The 18,115-nt window shown below is 39.0% G+C and carries 19 protein-coding genes; 6 read left to right on the top strand and 13 right to left on the bottom strand.

Translation table 11 applies throughout. The features are described from left to right. Positions 1 to 173 precede the first annotated feature (173 nt). The gene (locus IGK01_RS01545) at positions 174 to 302 is read left to right on the top strand and encodes a hypothetical protein (RefSeq protein WP_010736477.1); all 129 of its coding nucleotides are present in this window, start codon (positions 174 to 176) and stop codon (positions 300 to 302) included. A 46-nt stretch (positions 303 to 348) separates the two neighbouring features. Continuing rightward, positions 349 to 2,043 (top strand): oleate hydratase, encoded by a 1,695-nt coding sequence (locus tag IGK01_RS01540; RefSeq protein WP_062805806.1) that lies wholly within the window; start codon positions 349 to 351, stop codon positions 2,041 to 2,043. Between the two features lie 94 nt (positions 2,044 to 2,137). On the opposite strand, the gene IGK01_RS01535 is transcribed toward IGK01_RS01540, so the two are convergent. Continuing rightward, positions 2,138 to 2,980 carry a hypothetical protein gene (locus IGK01_RS01535; RefSeq protein ID WP_438840450.1) on the bottom strand — a complete coding sequence of 281 codons (843 nt, stop codon included), beginning with the start codon at positions 2,978 to 2,980 and terminating at the stop codon, positions 2,138 to 2,140. 248 nt (positions 2,981 to 3,228) lie between these two features. Here IGK01_RS01535 and IGK01_RS01530 point away from each other — a divergent pair, with 248 nt between their 5' ends. Further along, the gene (locus IGK01_RS01530) at positions 3,229 to 4,362 is read left to right on the top strand and encodes an alcohol dehydrogenase catalytic domain-containing protein (protein WP_010736480.1); all 1,134 of its coding nucleotides are present in this window, start codon (positions 3,229 to 3,231) and stop codon (positions 4,360 to 4,362) included. A gap of 27 nt (positions 4,363 to 4,389) precedes the next feature. Then, positions 4,390 to 4,716, top strand: a complete 327-nt coding sequence (locus tag IGK01_RS01525; RefSeq protein WP_010736481.1) for a YrhK family protein — start codon at positions 4,390 to 4,392, stop codon at positions 4,714 to 4,716. 21 nt (positions 4,717 to 4,737) lie between these two features. On the opposite strand, the gene IGK01_RS01520 is transcribed toward IGK01_RS01525, so the two are convergent. Next, positions 4,738 to 5,196 (bottom strand): GNAT family N-acetyltransferase, encoded by a 459-nt coding sequence (locus tag IGK01_RS01520; protein ID WP_224434918.1) that lies wholly within the window; start codon positions 5,194 to 5,196, stop codon positions 4,738 to 4,740. A 202-nt stretch (positions 5,197 to 5,398) separates the two neighbouring features. Here IGK01_RS01520 and IGK01_RS01515 point away from each other — a divergent pair, with 202 nt between their 5' ends. Next, a complete protein-coding gene (locus tag IGK01_RS01515; RefSeq protein WP_349521031.1) occupies positions 5,399 to 6,127 on the top strand; it encodes a class I SAM-dependent methyltransferase in 729 nt (242 codons plus the stop codon). 127 nt (positions 6,128 to 6,254) lie between these two features. Here IGK01_RS01515 and IGK01_RS01510 read toward each other — a convergent pair whose 3' ends face one another. The 4 genes from IGK01_RS01510 to IGK01_RS01495 all read right to left on the bottom strand — a co-directional run bounded on the left by IGK01_RS01510 (position 6,255) and on the right by IGK01_RS01495 (position 8,731). Then, positions 6,255 to 6,656 (bottom strand): MmcQ/YjbR family DNA-binding protein, encoded by a 402-nt coding sequence (locus IGK01_RS01510; protein WP_438840449.1) that lies wholly within the window; start codon positions 6,654 to 6,656, stop codon positions 6,255 to 6,257. 124 nt (positions 6,657 to 6,780) lie between these two features. Beyond that, positions 6,781 to 8,034, bottom strand: coding sequence for a PTS sugar transporter subunit IIC (locus tag IGK01_RS01505; protein WP_019723248.1), 1,254 nt, complete (start codon positions 8,032 to 8,034; stop codon positions 6,781 to 6,783). 35 nt (positions 8,035 to 8,069) lie between these two features. Next, a complete protein-coding gene (locus tag IGK01_RS01500) occupies positions 8,070 to 8,387 on the bottom strand; it encodes a PTS lactose/cellobiose transporter subunit IIA (RefSeq protein ID WP_010736486.1) in 318 nt (105 codons plus the stop codon). 23 nt (positions 8,388 to 8,410) lie between these two features. Then, positions 8,411 to 8,731, bottom strand: a complete 321-nt coding sequence (locus IGK01_RS01495) for a PTS sugar transporter subunit IIB (RefSeq protein ID WP_010736487.1) — start codon at positions 8,729 to 8,731, stop codon at positions 8,411 to 8,413. Between the two features lie 688 nt (positions 8,732 to 9,419). Here IGK01_RS01495 and IGK01_RS01490 point away from each other — a divergent pair. Further along, complete coding sequence (locus tag IGK01_RS01490; protein ID WP_349521026.1) at positions 9,420 to 9,740, top strand: S26 family signal peptidase; 321 nt, start codon at positions 9,420 to 9,422, stop codon at positions 9,738 to 9,740. Positions 9,741 to 10,249: 509 nt separating this feature from the next. Here IGK01_RS01490 and IGK01_RS01485 read toward each other — a convergent pair. The 7 genes from IGK01_RS01485 to IGK01_RS01455 all read right to left on the bottom strand — a co-directional run bounded on the left by IGK01_RS01485 (position 10,250) and on the right by IGK01_RS01455 (position 18,107). Further along, on the bottom strand, positions 10,250 to 11,245 hold the full coding sequence (locus IGK01_RS01485) for an aldo/keto reductase (RefSeq protein WP_438840448.1): 996 nt from the start codon (positions 11,243 to 11,245) through the stop codon (positions 10,250 to 10,252). 209 nt (positions 11,246 to 11,454) lie between these two features. Next, complete coding sequence (msrA, locus tag IGK01_RS01480) at positions 11,455 to 12,273, bottom strand: peptide-methionine (S)-S-oxide reductase MsrA (protein ID WP_010736490.1); 819 nt, start codon at positions 12,271 to 12,273, stop codon at positions 11,455 to 11,457. 98 nt (positions 12,274 to 12,371) lie between these two features. Beyond that, on the bottom strand, positions 12,372 to 13,109 hold the full coding sequence (truA, locus tag IGK01_RS01475; protein ID WP_023519006.1) for a tRNA pseudouridine(38-40) synthase TruA: 738 nt from the start codon (positions 13,107 to 13,109) through the stop codon (positions 12,372 to 12,374). A gap of 137 nt (positions 13,110 to 13,246) precedes the next feature. Beyond that, a complete protein-coding gene (locus IGK01_RS01470) occupies positions 13,247 to 14,299 on the bottom strand; it encodes a PTS sugar transporter subunit IIC (protein ID WP_375152029.1) in 1,053 nt (350 codons plus the stop codon). 13 nt (positions 14,300 to 14,312) lie between these two features. After that, positions 14,313 to 15,251, bottom strand: coding sequence for a 2-dehydropantoate 2-reductase (locus IGK01_RS01465; RefSeq protein ID WP_010736493.1), 939 nt, complete (start codon positions 15,249 to 15,251; stop codon positions 14,313 to 14,315). 505 nt (positions 15,252 to 15,756) lie between these two features. After that, entirely contained in the window at positions 15,757 to 16,596 is an 840-nt protein-coding gene (locus tag IGK01_RS01460) for a PRD domain-containing protein (protein ID WP_010736494.1), read from the bottom strand. A gap of 50 nt (positions 16,597 to 16,646) precedes the next feature. Next, on the bottom strand, positions 16,647 to 18,107 hold the full coding sequence (locus IGK01_RS01455; RefSeq protein ID WP_438840833.1) for a glycoside hydrolase family 1 protein: 1,461 nt from the start codon (positions 18,105 to 18,107) through the stop codon (positions 16,647 to 16,649). Between the last annotated feature and the right edge of the window lie 8 nt (positions 18,108 to 18,115).

Here is an 18,115-nt window from a genome sequence, read left to right as displayed (position 1 = left end):
TAATTCTTCTTTGATTCATTTAACATTTTCTTACACTTTATTGTGAAAAACAGACACTTCCTCTAAACTGTCAAAAATCCAGGTTGCTTCCTTACCCTATCATTTGGCTTATTTTTCTAAACGCTTTATGCTTTGAAGTAGAAACAGTTCACAAACCAAAAGGAGGTTTTTTTATGAGCAAGAAATGGTTGAAAGTAGGCATTGGCTTAGGACTAGTCGCTATAGGTGCTGTTTATCTTGGCAAAAAAACAGGCTTACTAGAAGATGATCGTCACCTTTATGATGAATTTGAATCCATCTAGAAAAATCGCTGTGAAAATGAATTGGTAAATATTGGAGGAACGCATGATGCAAAAAAAGAAAGCAATTATGATTGGTGCAGGAATCGCGAATATGGCAGCTGCTGTTTATTTGATCCAAGAAGGCAAATGGCGTGGAGATCAAATCACTTTCTACTCCTTAGATGACCATGGATCAAATGATGGCGCTCCTGTGGACACAGTGACTGATGAATATTGGAACAAAAATCACCCATTAGAAAATCAAAAAGGCTACGTTGCACGTGGTGGACGTATGCTGAATTACCGTACGTATGTCGATTTGATGGATCTACTCAGTCGTATCCCTTCTGCCACAGAACCGGGCATGACAGCCGAAGAAGATACACGAGATTTCGATGCCAAACATCCGACATTTGATAAAGCTCGCTTATTGGAAGGTGGCAAGGGAATCGTTGATGGCGGTAAATTAGGCTTCAATAATAAAGATCGCGTATTATTAACGAAACTAATCGCCATGCCTGATTCAGAAGAAGAAAAATTAGATAATGTGACGATTGCTGAGTATTTCAAAGATGATCCCCATTTCTTTGAAACAAACTTCTGGTTTATGTGGGAAACGACTTTTGCTTTTCGAACACGTAGTTCTGCACAAGAATTACGTCGCTATATGCACCAAATGATTTATGAGTTTACTCAAATCGAGCATTTAGTTGGGGTCAATCGAACACGCTATAATCAATACGAAAGTATTATGTTGCCACTGATCAATTATTTGAAAGAACAAGGTTGTAAAATCATTTTGAATCGTCGTGTCGTTGACTGGGAATTCAAAGAAACAGCGATGCAAGATGAAATCACTGTGACTGGCTTGAAGATGATCAATACAAAAACACAAGAAGAAGAACATGTCGTTGTTGATGGAGATACTGGCGTATTATTTACAAATGGTTCGATCACTGATTCGGCAACACTTGGCGACTACGAAACACCCGCAGAGGAAAATATGGATTACGGTGCTGCTTCTAGTTTGTGGAAAAAAGCCAGTGAAAAATTCTACAATTTAGGCAATCCAGATAAATTTTTCGCAGATCGTGACGCAAGTGAATGGGTCAGCTTTACGTTGACAACGAAAAATCATGTGTTGCTAAATGAGATCACACGTATCACGACACAAGAACCAGGTAATGCGTTGAATTCATTTATTTCAACAACACCGATTACCCCACTTGGTCAAAAAGATGTCAATATGTCTATCGTCGTGCATCACCAACCGCATTTCACTTCACAAAAACCGAATGAAACAGTGATTTGGGGCTACTTCTTGTATCCAAGACGTCGTGGTGAATTTGTCGACAAAGAGTATATTAAAATGAACGGAAAAGAAATGTTAGAAGAATTACTTGGTCAGCTTTCAAAAGTTGATCCTGGTCCAGTAAACATTCGCGAAAAAGAAACCGAAATCTACGATAGTGTCATCAATAATATTCCGGTTTACATGCCATATGCTTCTGCCTTATTTAACAATCGTGCGAAAAGTGATCGACCAAAAGTCATTCCTAAACATTCAACAAACCTTGCCTTTACTGGTGAGTTCGTTGAACAGCCTTATCAAATGATCTTTACCGAACAAAGTGCTGTTCGTTCAGGAGAAATTGCGGCATTCCATTTTGCAGGTATTCCAATGTCACGTTTGGTGAAAACACCACGTTATGACAAAGATATCCCTACGTTGATGCGTGCAGCGAAAAAAATGTTTGATTGAGGTTCACTAAAGGAATTCACTTTCCTGTGCTACTTCAGTCCTAAAACAAAAGTCCTCCACCTATGGAAATAGGCGGAAGACTTTTGTTTTTTCGTTATTTTTGATTTTGTCCGACAGTTCTTTTTTTGTTTTCTCTTTTTGCAAGGAGCCATGCGAAGCCGCCCACAACAATCTCACTTCCTCCGATCAATAAAACAATCAGGGTAAAGTTAGTGAGATATATTCGCATCAAGCCTTGAAGTGACTCCATTTGCTCATCCGTCTGCAAAATCTGCGCATAGTATAAAGTTGTGGCAAATGCTAGACTTATCAGTCCAGCGCCCATCAGACTACACGCAAATTTTTTGATACGTGAACGGATAGAGCCTGGATTGAAATAAATGAATCCTGCTAAGATCAATAGGCTCACACTCACAATGCCCCAAGCATAGTGAAGTACCTGGTGGCTCAGGTCATTGATTCCTCGAATAAAAAGATGCAGATAACTTGGTTGGACACTTCGTTCAAAGATCCCGCCGATCATATGTAAAGCGAGTTCTTCTCCCGCAATCCCTTCTTCAATATTGATCTCATGTTCTGTTTTATATGTATGGATCGTCTCTTTGATATGTTCTTCCAACTCCGTTGCTTGGATCAAGCTTGGTTGCTTGTCACGATAAGTTTCTTTGACAAAATGCTCGATATTCTTTTTGACTAATTCCTCAGATATACTGTCGGCAAGCACCTCTGGAGTGACTCTTGCTTCTTGGTGATAGCTCTGGACACGACCATTGATCTCTTTCGTTACCTTTTGTATGTAGTTTGCTTGTTTGATTTGTTCATTCATAAATCCTTCATTTGCTAAAGACGTATAAAAAAGTCCGCCAATCGACAAAAAAAAGAGCCAGACTGTACACACAACTCCTATAATTATTTTGATTAATCGACTATTTCTCATTTCTCTCCTTTCCTAGGTCAGCACAAAAAATTGTTCTTTTACGTTTTATTTTGTTGAAAATCAACTACTATAATTATAACTTTCAGTCAATAAAACTACAACTTCCTTTTTTCGTCAAAAGTTATTTTACTGTTTTAAACTAAAACTAAAAGCGCGTTTCATTGTGAAAAAAAGTAACATTCCCTTAGAATGAGTTTATAAATAACTATCGTTAGTTTTATTAACGAAAACAGGAGAGGAGCACTACGATGAAAGCAGTCACTTGGCAAGGAAAGCAAAAAATGGAAATTAGAAATGTTGATGATCCAAAAATTTTAGCACCAACCGATGCAATCATCCGTATCACTGCGACAGCGATTTGTGGATCTGATCTCCATCTTTATCACCATGGGGAATCCGTTATGGAAAAAGGCTATGTCGTTGGACATGAACCTATGGGGATTGTTGAAGAAGTTGGTTCTGAAGTGAAGAAGTTGAAAAAAGGACAACGTGTCGTTATTCCTTTTAATATTAGTTGTGGCCATTGCCATTTTTGTGCAAACCATATGGAAAGTCAGTGTGATAATTCCAATCAGGAAGAATTATACGGCGGATTATTCGGTTTTGGTAAATTGAACGGAAATCACTGGGGTGGGCAAGCAGAATATCTTCGGGTACCTTTCGCCGACTCTACGTCATTTATCGTTCCAGATAATGATTTACCTGATGAAAAAGTTTTATTTTTATCTGATATTTTACCCACCGCTTATTGGAGCGTTGCAAATGCAGGGGTTAAAAAAGATGATACAGTCGTCGTCTTAGGTTCAGGTCCTGTTGGTTTATTTGCACAAAAATTTGCTGTGATGGCAGGAGCAAAACGTGTCATTGCGGTCGATCCAGTCAAACACCGATTAGACAAAGCAGTCCGCTATAATCAAATCGAAACCTATCTATTAGACGATGTGAACCAAGCCGGAGATGATTTATATGAGTTAGCTCGTGGCGGTGCAGATGTCATCATTGATTGTGTCGGAATGGATGGTTTAGAGCCAACAAAAGAAAAAGCTAAAAATTTAGTTAGCTTACAAAGTGGAACGATCTCACCTATCCAAATGGCTGCTAAAGCGGTCAAAAAATTTGGTACAGTGCAAATCACTGGTGTTTATATGACACCTGCTTCTTCCTATCCACTTCAAGAATTCTTTATGCGCAATATTGACGTCAAACATGGGCAAGCACCAGTTGTCCATTTGATGCCAAAAATTTATGACATGATTGCAGAAGGACTGTTTGATCCAACTCAAATCATCACTCATTCGATGCCGTTAGAAGAAGCGGCTCGAGCATACGAGATTTTTGATAAAAAAGAAGATAAAAATATCAAAGTTGTCTTGAAACCGTAGAAATAAAAACTAGTTAGGTGATTTTATATGCCAAGAATCAAACGAAATACCCATGATGTCGAGATTGGCAAAGAAGAAGATATTGAGATCCGCGGACGGCGTTTTCGCTTGTATTTCCAAAATCGTTACACATTGATTTCTTTAGCGGTTGATTTACTCACAGGGATTTTTTATGTCTTAGGGAGTATTGCTTTACTCACGAAAATCCCTGATTATTACAGTAATTACTTGTATTTAGCAGGCGCCATCTTCTTGACCACTCGCCCCATCTTACGTATCGTGCGAAATGTCTTTATTTACGATGAAAAGAAACAACGAAGAGAACAAGCGAAAAAAGAGAAGCATGAGATTTGATTCAACATCTCATGCTTCTCTTTATGTTGTTGTAGTGATTTGATACAACCGGGCAGTTGTTCCACCTTCTTCCTTGACCATAGTTAAAAATGACCAATCATATCGTTCATAAAAAGAGGTGTGGTCTGTCATCAAATAAAGTTTTTTGAATCCTAATCGATGCATCTCTTCTCTGGTTTGTTCTAATATCCATTTTGCTAATCCCTGATTCCGATGCTCCGGTTCAACATATAAAGTACACAGATTAGGTGCTAAATCTGGGCGGTCGTGGAAGTCATTTTCGATGACACCTGCTCCTCCAACGATTGCACCTTTTTCATCGAGAATGACATACCATTGAGGAATACTTTCCTTCTCGATGATTCCAGTACGTATACTTTCCGCATAAACCTCAGCAGGGATGCCCCACTTTGAGGAAAACCAACTTGCGGTTTCTTCCAGTAATTCTGGGTGTTCATTTAATTTGATCCATTGATACATATTCAACTTTTAAATCTCCATTCATTATTCATGCGTCGTGTAAAATAGATGCCTAAGCATGTTTATCTATGTTTGAATTTTTGCTTCTTCTTCCGACCTAAGCTAGAATAGATGTCAAAGGAGTAAGTGAGATGATTGCACACAAAAGAGACGGACTCCATGTAGTTTAAGCAAATAAAAAAATTACATGGAGGAATCAAACATGACAAATATTTACGATGATCAACAATTTTTTGACCGATACAAAGAAATGCCTCGTAGCAAAAATGGCTTACAAGGTGCTGGAGAATGGCCAACGCTTGCATCTATCTTCCCCAATCTCCATGGTCAAACAGTCCTTGATCTTGGATGTGGCTATGGGTGGCACTGTCGTTACGCTGCTTCGCAAGGGGCAAAAAAAATCATTGGTGTCGACTTGTCTGAGAAGATGCTAGCAGAAGCTAGAGCTCGAACAAACGATACCACGATCAGTTATATGCAAGACGATATTTCAACGATCCGGTTTGCCAAAGACTCATTTGATTTCGTGTTCAGTTCTTTAGCTATCCATTATGTAGAAAATTGGGAACAACTCGTCCAGCATGTCCATCACTTCCTAAAACCGAATGGGCAATTTCTTTTTTCAGTTGAACATCCTATTTTCACAGCAGATGGTCGGCAAGACTGGATTTATACAGACAACGGTCAGATCATGCACTTTCCAGTTAATCATTATTTTGACGAAGGGGAGCGTGACACAAACTTCCTAGGATCTTCTGTAAAAAAATATCATCGAACGATTACAACTTATCTTGAGACATTATTGTCTAATGACTTTCAAATCAACCATGTGCTTGAACCAATGCCACCGTCACATATGTTAGATATGCCTGGTATGAAAGACGAATTAAGACGTCCGATGATGTTGATTATTTCTGTGACAAAGAGGTAGAGGCGAATCATCGATCCAAACATTCTTAGTCCATCTGCACAAATTTTATTAAGCGTCTGGAAATAGGGTGTCCCTATTTCCAGACCTTTTTCATCGACTAGAAAATGATTGATGCCCCTTCAAGCTTTCAATCACTTTCTATCACTGAGTTTTTGATTTCTTCTTGTTTCTTTTTAGCGAATTTAGCTAGTACCAATTCATAAGAAATCAAAATCATTTTCTCGATTTCCTCGTCTGACAATTCATCTTTGCCTAACATGATCGAATTCCAATGTTTCTTATTGGCATAGTAACCAGGTATAATGATCCCAGGGTACATCGTTCGTAATTCCTCGTTTTTTTCTGGAAAATGTTTTAACGTAATCAATGCTTTTTCATTCTCTTCTGGACTCATCATCCCAAACTGTTTACCATCCAAATCAAAATAAAGCGTTTCCCAATCTTCACGAAAATATACCCTAGCTCCTGGAAGGGTGTTCCCATATGCTTGGAATCGTTCGATCCTTTTTTGAATATCTGTTGTATTCATACGCTATCCTCCTATTCAAAAAAAATACTTACAAAAACTATACGTTGCTTTCTGAAAAATAGCAATGATAACAGTAGTAAAAAAAAAAACGGAAAGCAATCACTTGCTCTCCGTTTATTATTTCTTACGCGTTCAATGCGTCTTTTTTCATTTCTTGGATCGTTGCTACTTTAACGAATGGTAGATAGATCAGAATTGAAATCAGTAAGTTAACCGCAGATAACACTGCGCCTGAAAGACTGTTTGTTGCTAAAAATCCGCCGATCACTGGTGGTGTTACCCATGGTGGCATTACTGTCGCTGCTGGTACAAGTCCTGTTGATGTCGCAAAGTACGCAACAGTTACTAAAACCATTGGTGTTAAAATAAATGGAATAAACATCACTGGATTCAAAACGATTGGTAGACCAAACATTGTTGGTTCGTTGATATTGAATACTCCTGGTGCAATCGATAAGTTCGTTACGACCATATAAGGTTTGTTTCTACGTCCTACTAAATAGATCGCAATCAGTAATCCTAGTGTCGCACCTGTACCACCTAAATTGACAAAGCTGTCAAAAAAAGGTTTATTGACGATAAATGGTGCACTTTGACCGTTGGCAATCGCTTCGACGTTTGCTTGGATCGCTGGCGCATTGATGGTTTGCATCAATGGATCGACCATGTTTGCTCCATGTAATCCGAAGAACCAAAGGAACGGTGTAATAAATGCAAGCAATAATGCAGATGGGTAAGAGTTAGCAAGCCCCATAAATGGTTCTTGAACCACCGTGTAGAATGCGCCAACAATATCAGCAACACCGAATGCTGCAAAAATCGCAGCGATTAGTGCGAAAAATGAGATCGTGATCATTGCTGGTAATAATGACGCAAATGCTTTTGCTACTGCTGGTGGCACTCCGTCTGGCATTTTTATGATCAATTTTTCATTTCCACTTAAACGAACAAAAATCTCTGTTGAAATAATTCCGACAATAATTGCAATAAATAATCCGTTTGAACTCATACCTAAAGCGCCGCCTAGTGCGAAGAATGAACCTAATGAAATCACTCCAGCAGATACGCCATCTTTACGGTAACCGTTTGCTAAATGATAAGCTAATAAGAACGCAATCAAAACAGAAAGAATCGCAAACGTTCCGTTCCAAGCAGCCGCACCGAATCCTTTCCATGCTTCACCACCAAAAATCGAATTCATCAATTCTTGGAATCCAGGGATCGGCAAGTTATTGATCATTACAGCTAAAGCGCCTAAGATCATTAATGGCATACTGACCATAAAAGCGTCACGAATGGCCACTAAATGGCGTTGTGCACCGATTTTTGATGCGACTGGTATAAAGTGTTTCTCCATAAATGCTACAAAGCTATCCATATCTTTTCCTCTTTTCTCCTTTAAAAAACTTTTATTTAAGCATCTATACGACGGTATAGATCAATGATTTCTTTTGCTAAATCTGTAAACGCGATCGATGTCATCAAATGATCTTGACTATGAACGGTTAACAAAGTAACTTCCATGTGTTCCCCTTGTGCTTCTTGTGTTAATAACCCTGTTTGCGAATGATGCGCTTGAACCAATGATTCTTCTGCGTCTTTGATTTTTGCATCTGCTAATTCAAAGTCACCTTTTTTCGCAGCAGCAATCGCTTCCATTGCATCGCTTTTTGCGTTGCCACCGAACATGATCAAACCCATGATCGCTTCTAAATTTTTTTGATCTTCCATTTTCTTTCCTCTTTTTCTTGTTTTTATTTATTGATCAATGATTCTGCTTGTTCCAATACTTTTGCCCCGTTCATCATGCCATAGTCTTGCATGTTGATAACATCTAACGGAATCCCTTTTGGTGCTAGTTTTTCAGCAAATTGACTTTGCATGAAACGTACTTGTGGCCCTAATAATAAAACGTCTACATTTTTTGATTCTAGTTGGCTATCAGCTTCTGATGCTGAAACTGCAAAGATGTCCGCTTCTACACCTTTTTCTTCTGCTGCTTTTTGCATTTTTGTCACTAATAAACTTGTACTCATTCCTGCAGAGCAGACAAGCATGATTGTTCTTTTCTCCATTTTGAACACTTCCTTTTCTTCTTCTTACATTTTTATATAATGCAAGTATCGTGCCAACTTTGAAATCGCTTTACCACTTTGATATAAAAGGGTTTTCATGTTGTTTTTTATCAAACACACTCTAATTTTTCTATCGCACACTATTTTTAGTGTGCAAAAAAAGAATGGAACACCAGAAACTACCAAGTAAAAAGTAAGTCTGCTCCTCACTTGGTAGATTTCAATGATTGCTTGCTAGAATTAATCAACAAGTAGTTACTTCGTTGATTGATTTTTTGATTCAATCGCATCGATTCTTCTCATAAATTTCAATTCTTGTAACACTTCTATAGAAGTAACACGTTTTTTTGCCAAGACTTCAAATTTTTGTCGTTTGTAAGCCCATACGATTTTATCTAAAAAATCAGTATTTATAAACTGAAATTATTGAAAAAACCATTTTTTTAACTTTTGATCATCAACAGTTTGCTAACTATTGCATTGACCTTTTGCGTCTACATACTATTTGAACTAGAAAATGCGCGAATAAATGCCCATCAGACCATTCTCGAGTTTGTTGAACAGGTCAAAGAACAAAAAAATCGTTTGGAATAACTAACAGGACCATTCAAGTAAAAAAAGGGGATTGTTTTCTTGTATACCTGGGAAATGGTCAACTTCAAAAAAAGAAAGGGCCATATATCTTAATATGGCTGCTTTTATGTGTCGTTTTTACTTATTCACTTCATCGCTATCACTTTCGTCAAGTTACTGGAACATCAATTTAGCCAACGGCAATATTGTGATCGTAGACAAGTTTTCGGCACTCACACGTTATATCATCATCGCTATTCAGCGATCCTCTACGGATGAAATCATTAAAAGAATCATCGGAATCCCAGGAGATTCTATAAAAGTACATAACAATGAACTGACCTTGCATTTGGGAAACGAGCCACATTCTCCTACAGAGATTTTTTGGCTGAGTCCAGAAGTAGTTGCGCAAATGAACCATTCACAAAAAAAATAAGTGAGCTAACGCTAGAAACAGCGATAGTGTCAGAAAACAAAACAGGAACCGATAGCTACTCGTCCCCCGAATCTTTAATACAAACCGGAGAGGATAGACGTATTTTGTATGTTAAGGCTCTTTCTGCTGCGTCGGAAACGAATTTGAAACAAATAGAAAAGGAACAAAAAAGCAAGACGATAAAACCTTCACTTTAGAAGAACAAGAAGGTAAGCTATTGTACCAAGTAAAAATGAAGAAAAACAAGCTACGCCGTCTGTCTCTACATCACCTCTCAAACACAAGATATGATAGCATAAGCAAGAGGAGGTCGGAACAGAAGTATTCAGCCTCGATAAATAAGGCGCCAGCCACTAAAATTGTTCTACAAATTTTCGTGGCTGGCGCCTTATTTCCGAAGAGGTTACTTCTGTCCCTGCCGTTTATTCGGTTTTAGAATATGCATGAGGACTAATCCCCCAGACACGCTTGCTTTTGTTGTATCCACTTCAACGTGATTTTCTCACACGTTAATTTTCTGCCAAAATCGTTTCGATCGTTGCTAGTTCTTCTGGTGCAAAGACGAGATTATCTTTCATTTTGACACTTTCCTGCAACTGACTCAAACGGCTAGCACCGACTAAAACACTTGTCACTGATGGTTGTCGCACATTCCACGCCAATGCCATCTGAGCCAATGTTTGTCCTCTCGCTTCCGCCACTTCCTGTAACTGTGTAATTTTACGTAGTGTCGGTGCAATCTGTTCTTCTGAAAGAAAAGGGATTTCTTTTCGATGCGCACGTGATTCTTCAGGAATACCATATAAGTAGCGATTCGTTAACAAGCCTTGTGCTAATGGACTAAACGTGATTGCACCTAGTCCATTTTCAACAAGGACAGGTGCTAAGTCCGTCTCAAGCAATTCTCTTGAGAACAGATTGTAACGCATTTGATGGATCACGAAGGGCGCATCTTTTTTGCGTAAAATTTCCGCCATTTTCTGCGTGTCCGCCCCATTGTAGTTAGAGATACCGATATAAAGGGCCTTTCCTTGTCGAACTAATTGCATCAATGCCTCTGCGGTTTCTTCCAAAGGCGTTTCAGGATCTGGACGATGATGATAGAAAATATCCACATAGTCCAAACCCATACGTTGCAAACTCTGGTCACAACTGGCAATGATCGACTTACGAGACCCCCAATTGCCGTAAGGCCCATCCCACATATAATAGCCTGCTTTACTAGAGATAATCAGTTCATCTCGATAGGGTTTGAGATCCTCTTTAAAAAGTCGTCCAAAGTTTGTTTCAGCTGCTCCAGCAGGTCCACCATAATTATTGGCTAGATCAAAATGGGTGATGCCTAAATCAAAAGCCCCCTTTAAAATTTCCCGCTGATTACTGATGGGATCATATTCCCCAAAATTTTGCCATAACCCTAAGGAAAGTAAAGGCAGTTTTAATCCAGATTGACCGCTTTTACGATACTCCATGTTTTCATAACGCGTTTTATCAGCTACATACATTTCATTCACTCCTTATTTTATGATTATCACAGAAGTCTTCCACTCCCAAAAAATAAAGAGTTACTTCTGGAATGCCGTTTTTCATTTTCAAGGATAGCAGATGACTACTGACCAAGATTTTTTAGCCATCTCTATTTCAAGTCCCCATAGATTACTTTCAAATTTATATCTCTTCAATAGAAAACGCTACCAAAATTATGTTGCTTGTTTTAGTTCTTCGCTTTTTTTCCCCAATTGGTAGTCATTTTTTGCAAAAATGCTAATTGACGACGAGTTTGTTTTATTTTTTTGTAACGTTTTGGTTGCTTCCGATAAAATTGCTGATGGTAATTTTCTGCCGGCCAAAAAGCTGTCGCTGGTAAAATAGCCGTAACTATCGGTTTTCTGTAGCGACCTGATGCGCTTAATGCTTGTTTCGACGCTTCAGCAGTTTTTTGTTGCTCTTCATTTTGAACAAAAATGATTGGACGATATTGTTCTCCGCGGTCTTGGAATTGTCCAAATTCATCCGTCGGGTCCGTTACTTGCCAGTAAATCTCGACTAGCTCTTGATAACTGATCAATCGCTTATCAAATATGATCTCCACTGCTTCCACATGACCGGTATAGCCGCCACTGACTTGGTCATAATTAGGGGAATCAAACTGCCCGCCTGTGTATCCAGACATCACAGAAATAATTCCTGCTTTTTTCTCAAAAGGCTCTACCATACACCAAAAACAACCGCCAGCAAACACTGCTCGTTCTTGAACTGTCGGATCTGTCAGTTCGTGTTTAGAAAAATCATACCGCGCTTCCCCTAACGGATCGCCGACCATTTGCAAATAGAAATCCATGACATCTGGAGTTAGATTTTGTCGTAAAGCCAATGGTCGCAAAGAAACTTCCAACTTTTCAAGTACCTCTTTTAGAGAAACAGAAGTTGCTAACTCTTCTTTCGCTGTCATTAGTTGTTGTCGCTCCCAGTCTCGCGTGTTTGGGTTTAAAATCAAATTGTAGAGAGTGGTGATTTCTTCCTCTTTCTTCATCGGGTCTCCCCCTCCCAAAGTGTCCACTGCCGATCCAAGGAAACAGGAAAAAGCTGAGATTGCTTTTCCCCTATTTTCTTTGAATCATTTAACATCCCTTAATAATACACTTCATCTAGAAAAAGCGCATGTGCGGGAACTGTCTCGCCTGCTTGCTGTCTGACTTTCGTTTCAAAAATCGTATCGATCAAAGATAAATCAGCTTTACCTGAACCAATATCTAAAATCGTTCCCATTAAGATCCGTACCATTTTATACAAAAAACCATCCCCTACAAATGTAAAATGAAGCATATTACCTTCTTGTTGGACCGATAATTTTTCAATTGTACGTACTGTTGATTTTTTTGTTTTTTTCAATGCTGAAAATCCAATAAAATCATGTTTTCCTTCTAGTTTCCGACAAGCTTCTTCCATTTTCTCCAAATCAAGTGCCTTCGGATAATCAAAACTATGGTTTCTTTCAAACACTGTTGGAATTGGAGCATTCCAAACGTAGTAACTATATTTTTTCCCTTTTGCATTATATCTAGCATGAAAACGTTCAGGTACTTCTTCCACTTTTTTTACCACAATATCTCTTGGCAAATAACGATTAAGAAAATCCAGCATCTCCATTCGACTCATTGTACTAGCTGTTTTGAAATTAGCTACTTGACCTCTGGCGTGTGTTCCAGCGTCTGTTCGGCCAGAACCGATAATCTCAATCGTTTCCCCGGTCATTTGCGAAATGATCGCTTCGATTTTTCCTTGGATCGTTTTTTCATCATTACCAAGTCGCTGCCAACCAGAATATCTTTTTCCATCATATTCGATCGTTAATTTTATATTTCTCATGTATTCTCCTTCTATTGGATCAAATGATCCATTGTTTTCATTTAGTGTCAGTATAGCAGATAACACCATCTTCTTCTCAAAAAAAAACGCAATCCAGAGATTTCTCTGTTTTGCGTTTTTTTCTTTTATAATTTTGATCAACCTAAGAATTTAAAGACTTCTTCCCGGTCGTAAAGTTTCAAGACTTTTTCAAATACCAATTGCGTAAATAAAGCAGCCGCGACTGGTACGACGAACCAACAAATCAACACCATCACGATATTTAGTCCAGCATCTAATGAAGCAAGAGGGCCAACTAAACCTACGATCCCAAAGCCCGCAGAAGCTGGTGTTCCTGATACAGAGAAAAGTGCGACAGGTATCGCTGTGATAACCGCACTTACTAAACATGGAAGCAAGATGATCGGTTTACGGAATAAGTTCGGCATCATCATCTTCATCGCACCTAACGCAATCGCGATCGTGACACCTGATTTATTGACACGCCAAGAATTGACGATCAACACAAATGTTGTGGCTGCAACACCCATAGCAGCAGCTCCTGCAGAAACTCCATCCAATTGGATCGCTAAACCAATCGCAACTGTTGAAATCGGTGAAATGATCAAAAAGGCAAATGAACAACCGATCAAAATAGACATCAAAATAGGTTGCAATGTCGTAAAGTTATTGATACCTTCACCAATTGCAGAGGTGATCGCTGTCACATAAGGGAATAAATAAAACCCAACAAGACCTGCGCCCACACCGACTACGATTGGTGTCAATACGATTGCGACTGAGCCAAAGCGGTCACCGATCAATAGGATCAGACCAACAGCAATCGCTGCAGTGATCATCGTATTGATGATATCTCCTGTACCTGCCCCTACATATACTCCTGCTTCACCAAGGTCTGGCATAAAGCGGACAACACCAGAGCCGACAAATGCAGCCCCAGCTACTACCATCATTTGCATCGGATTAAACCCAAATTGTAACCCGATCAAACCACCAATGATCAACGGTGTCGCTAATTGGAAGATCACAGCTAGTTGTGCGATCGTCACAGCAACAGGATATTCACTGAAATACTTTAAAATAGCTCCTAAAACAGCATTTGGAATCAGTCCTACGATGATCCCTGTTGCTGTTCCAGCTAATACTTTGTTCAAAAAAATTCTTGGCGTTAATTTATTCGTCGTATCCATTTATTTGTTCCTCCTATTTCGCCTCTAAAATCTGTTCTTTTGCATGCACGAGCGCTGTCAAAAAGTCACAGTAAGGCGTAGCGATCCCGTATTTCTTTCCTTTACGTGAAATCGCACCGTTGATATAGTCGATTTCTGTCAAACGGTTGTTTTTGATCAAATCTTGATGCATTGATGGGAAGTGCATACCGATCGTTTCAGGATCAAAGCAAGTTTCACAGTGGGCGACTGCTTCTTCCACATCTAAATCAATATTTTCGGCTTTTGCTACTTGACCAAATTCATTTACGATAGCAACAACCATATCATGAGCTGTAGAAGTACGACCAAGTCCTGCCATATTCACGTCTAAAATCGTACATAAGCCGTTCATCGTGCCATTGACACAAGCTTTACGATAGATCGAGTAATGGATATTACTTGAATACTTCGCATTCAAACCAGAGTCAGCTAAAGTTTCTGCCAATTCTTTCGCAGCTTCTTCTTGACCGTCTCCTAAGTTTTGTAGTTCTACTGAACCACTACCGAATAATTTCACACGTCCAGGACCTTCTAAGCCTGCCGTCCACATTGTATTACCAATAAAAATATTTTTCATTGGTACAAATTTTTCAATAATATCTTCATGGCCGATTCCATTCAATAAACAAAGAACTTTTGTCTCATCTTTGATCATTGGACGGATATCTTCCAACATTTTTTCTAGTTGCATTGCTTTCGTGAATAAGACGATCAAATCAACTTTTTCTACGTCATTGATCTCTGATTGAAGAACGACTGGGATATCGACAACGATGTCCTCACCGTTAAAGTTAGCTTTCAATCCGTTTTCTTTGATCGCTTCTACATGGTCTTTCCAACCATCGATCAATGTCACGTCATTTCCACCTTTTTGCAACATGAGTCCAAACCGACTCCCCATTGCACCTGCACCAGCAATTGCTATCTTCATTTCTTTGTTCTCCCCCTTTAATTTGGTTATACGACGAATAAGCAAATAATTCCTCTCACGATCATTCAATCATTCACAATGTCCACTAGTTATGACTGATCATTCGCTTGAAAAACTATTTTACTTGACTCATTTTCCCATTTCCTTTGATTTATTTCAAATAGCCTGATTGATTACTCACAAACGTAAGCGTTATCTATCCATTTTAAGCCCTAGTAGATGGGTTGTCGTACGACACTAAGGAATATTATACACTAAAAACAACCCGTTTTTTTAATATAACCTCGATTATTTTTGTTAATTTTCAAATCAACTACGTTATATAACTAATCAGATACAATTGTGAACTACCACACGATCCGATCCAAAAAACAGGTTATCTGGTACTTTATAAACATATATTTCGCTAAAAAATCCTATTCCTCCTATTTGTTTAAAAAAAAAGCAGCTACCAGAAAGGATCACTGGCTTGCTGCTATTCATTACGCAATCTTGTCTATTTTTTTCAATCAGGGTGCCGCATCAATCGATTGATATGCACACCTAGATAGGTAACTTCCTCTTTCGTGATTTCCTGTTGGATCATTTTCTGGATATACTGCCTTACTTTGTCTGCATTTTCCATCGCCAATGGATACAAGGTACACATTTGCTGATATAGCCCATCATCTTGTCCATCCAGCATTTTATTCGCAAACAACCGTTCAACGAAAAAACGAACATGAGTAATAAAACGACTATAATGGATCGAGTCTGGAGCAATGTCGATTCGAATCGAATATTTTACTAAGTTGACGATGCCACCAATCATTTTCGCTTGCTTCATACTATCGGTTCCCTGACTTTCTTGAGACAATGAATTAATGACATGAAAGGCGATATTTGCCGCTTCTTCAATGGGTAACTCGACATCGGATTTTTCATTGAAGATCATTAGCGCTTGCTCCGCTGCTTGATATTCTTCCGGATAGTAATTCTTGATCTCCCAATATAACCGATTGGTGATGATGATTCCTTTGGCCATACGTTCAACTGAAAAATGTAAATGATCAGGTAATGTTAAATAAATACTAGAGTTTAACCGTTTCCCTAGTCGTTTCTCCATACTGGAGACCATTGCTTTCGTTAATTCAAAATAGGTCAAAGGAACCTCTTTGATCAAATCCAATAATTGCATGGCTTTGCCTTCATCATAGGGCAGATAGATCTCATCAATCGAATCATCCGAGATGATCTCACCGGGCTTTTTGCCAAAACCGATCCCTTTTCCTAAAGCAATCATTTTTTGCTGATTGCTGTCGATCAATACCACACTGGAGTTAAGCACCTTTAGTATTTTCCTCATGATATCCTCCTTCGCTCATGGTTACTCCTTGAGCGCATCGAACAGTTCCTTCACTCGATGGATCGACCGTTCGTTCCAATAACTTCTTTATACCAGTAAAATGAATCTTTACGCAAGCGATCATAACTTCCATTTCCTTCATCATCTGCATCTACATAAATGAATCCGTAACGTTTTGACATTTGAGAGGTTCCGGCACTGACTAAATCAATAGGTCCCCAACTTGTATACCCAATCAAATCAACCCCTTCATCGATGGCTGCTTTCATTGCTTTGAAATGTGCAGTAAAATAGGCGATTCGATAAGGATCATGGATTTCATCGTTAATCACTTCATCAAAAGCCCCCATGCCATTTTCAACGATCATCAAGGGTACTTGATAACGGTCATATAATTCTAGTAAAGAAATTTTCAAGCCTAAAGGATCAATTTGCCAGCCCCAATCTGTCGCTTCTAAATAAGGATTTTTAACACCCAAAACGGTATTCCCCGGTGTCCGCTCTGCCTTTGGATCTGCGGATTCACACATAGACATATAATAACTAAACGATAGGAAGTCTGCCGTATGTTCTTTCAATAATTCTTTATCACCAGGTAACATGTCGATCGTGATATGACGGTTGGCTAAGTCTTTCAAAACGAGTGGCGGATACGTACCTTTGACTTGAACATCCGCATAAAAATGATTGTTCATATTCTTTTTCAATGTTCGTTCCACATCTTCTGGTCGACTCGTCAACGGATAGGTCATCAATTTGGTCAACATACAACCAACTTGGCTACCAGGGATCTTTTCATGGCAATGTTTCGTTGCTAAAGCCCCTGCCACAAATTGATGATGTAACGCTTGATAGATAACCGCTTCGATTTTGTCTGGTTCGATCGTATCAGTCAAAATCCCGGCAGTCGTAAATGGATGTCTAAAAATACTATCCACTTCATTGAACGTCAACCAGTAATGAACGTACTCCCCAAATTCGTCAAAACAAGTATCTACAAATCGAACAAAGTCATCCACCACACTTCGTTGAATCCAACCGTTGCCTTTCATCGCTAATGCTAATGGCATCTCATAATGAGACAAGGTCACAATCGGTTCGATTCCTAAGCGCTTCATTTCTTTAAAAACTTCTTTGTAAAATGAGACACCTTCAGGATTAGCTGTCTTTTCATCCCCGTTTGGAAAGAGTCGGGACCACGCAATCGACAAACGTAATGTAGTAAACCCCATTTCTGCAAATAAAGCTAAATCCTCTTTGTAACGATGATAGAAATCGACCCCTCGTCGTTTAGGGAACCACTTGTCTGTAGGGTCGGCTATTGCTTCTTCTACTTTTTCGATTGTCACCCCTACATGGGCTGCGTAATCTTTGTTGTCTACATTAGGTTTATAAGTTGCAACATCTGCCACAGATAGCCCTTTTCCACCAATATCCCATGCTCCTTCTACTTGGTTTGCTGCAATTGCACCTCCCCATAGAAATCCTTCGGGAAAACCTGTTTGTGTCATATCCATTT

Origin of the sequence: Enterococcus sp. AZ080, from assembly GCF_051714945.1 — a bacterium.
In the GTDB taxonomy this organism is placed as follows: domain Bacteria; phylum Bacillota; class Bacilli; order Lactobacillales; family Enterococcaceae; genus Enterococcus_B; species Enterococcus_B pernyi.
Note: the sequence above shows the minus strand (reverse complement) of the source record. Positions and strands in the feature narration are given on the sequence as shown.

Coding starts and splice junctions, on each gene's coding strand:
- IGK01_RS01545 (WP_010736477.1), top strand. CDS start 174: ATGAGCAAGAAATGGTTGAAAGTAGGCATTGGCTTAGGACTAGTCGCT.
- IGK01_RS01540 (WP_062805806.1), top strand. CDS start 349: ATGCAAAAAAAGAAAGCAATTATGATTGGTGCAGGAATCGCGAATATG.
- IGK01_RS01535 (WP_438840450.1), bottom strand. CDS start 2,980: ATGAGAAATAGTCGATTAATCAAAATAATTATAGGAGTTGTGTGTACA.
- IGK01_RS01530 (WP_010736480.1), top strand. CDS start 3,229: ATGAAAGCAGTCACTTGGCAAGGAAAGCAAAAAATGGAAATTAGAAAT.
- IGK01_RS01525 (WP_010736481.1), top strand. CDS start 4,390: ATGCCAAGAATCAAACGAAATACCCATGATGTCGAGATTGGCAAAGAA.
- IGK01_RS01520 (WP_224434918.1), bottom strand. CDS start 5,196: ATGTATCAATGGATCAAATTAAATGAACACCCAGAATTACTGGAAGAA.
- IGK01_RS01515 (WP_349521031.1), top strand. CDS start 5,399: ATGACAAATATTTACGATGATCAACAATTTTTTGACCGATACAAAGAA.
- IGK01_RS01510 (WP_438840449.1), bottom strand. CDS start 6,656: ATGAATACAACAGATATTCAAAAAAGGATCGAACGATTCCAAGCATAT.
- IGK01_RS01505 (WP_019723248.1), bottom strand. CDS start 8,034: ATGGATAGCTTTGTAGCATTTATGGAGAAACACTTTATACCAGTCGCA.
- IGK01_RS01500 (WP_010736486.1), bottom strand. CDS start 8,387: ATGGAAGATCAAAAAAATTTAGAAGCGATCATGGGTTTGATCATGTTC.
- IGK01_RS01495 (WP_010736487.1), bottom strand. CDS start 8,731: ATGGAGAAAAGAACAATCATGCTTGTCTGCTCTGCAGGAATGAGTACA.
- IGK01_RS01490 (WP_349521026.1), top strand. CDS start 9,420: ATGGCTGCTTTTATGTGTCGTTTTTACTTATTCACTTCATCGCTATCA.
- IGK01_RS01485 (WP_438840448.1), bottom strand. CDS start 11,245: ATGTATGTAGCTGATAAAACGCGTTATGAAAACATGGAGTATCGTAAA.
- msrA (WP_010736490.1), bottom strand. CDS start 12,273: ATGAAGAAAGAGGAAGAAATCACCACTCTCTACAATTTGATTTTAAAC.
- truA (WP_023519006.1), bottom strand. CDS start 13,109: ATGAGAAATATAAAATTAACGATCGAATATGATGGAAAAAGATATTCT.
- IGK01_RS01470 (WP_375152029.1), bottom strand. CDS start 14,299: ATGGATACGACGAATAAATTAACGCCAAGAATTTTTTTGAACAAAGTA.
- IGK01_RS01465 (WP_010736493.1), bottom strand. CDS start 15,251: ATGAAGATAGCAATTGCTGGTGCAGGTGCAATGGGGAGTCGGTTTGGA.
- IGK01_RS01460 (WP_010736494.1), bottom strand. CDS start 16,596: ATGAGGAAAATACTAAAGGTGCTTAACTCCAGTGTGGTATTGATCGAC.
- IGK01_RS01455 (WP_438840833.1), bottom strand. CDS start 18,107: ATGACACAAACAGGTTTTCCCGAAGGATTTCTATGGGGAGGTGCAATT.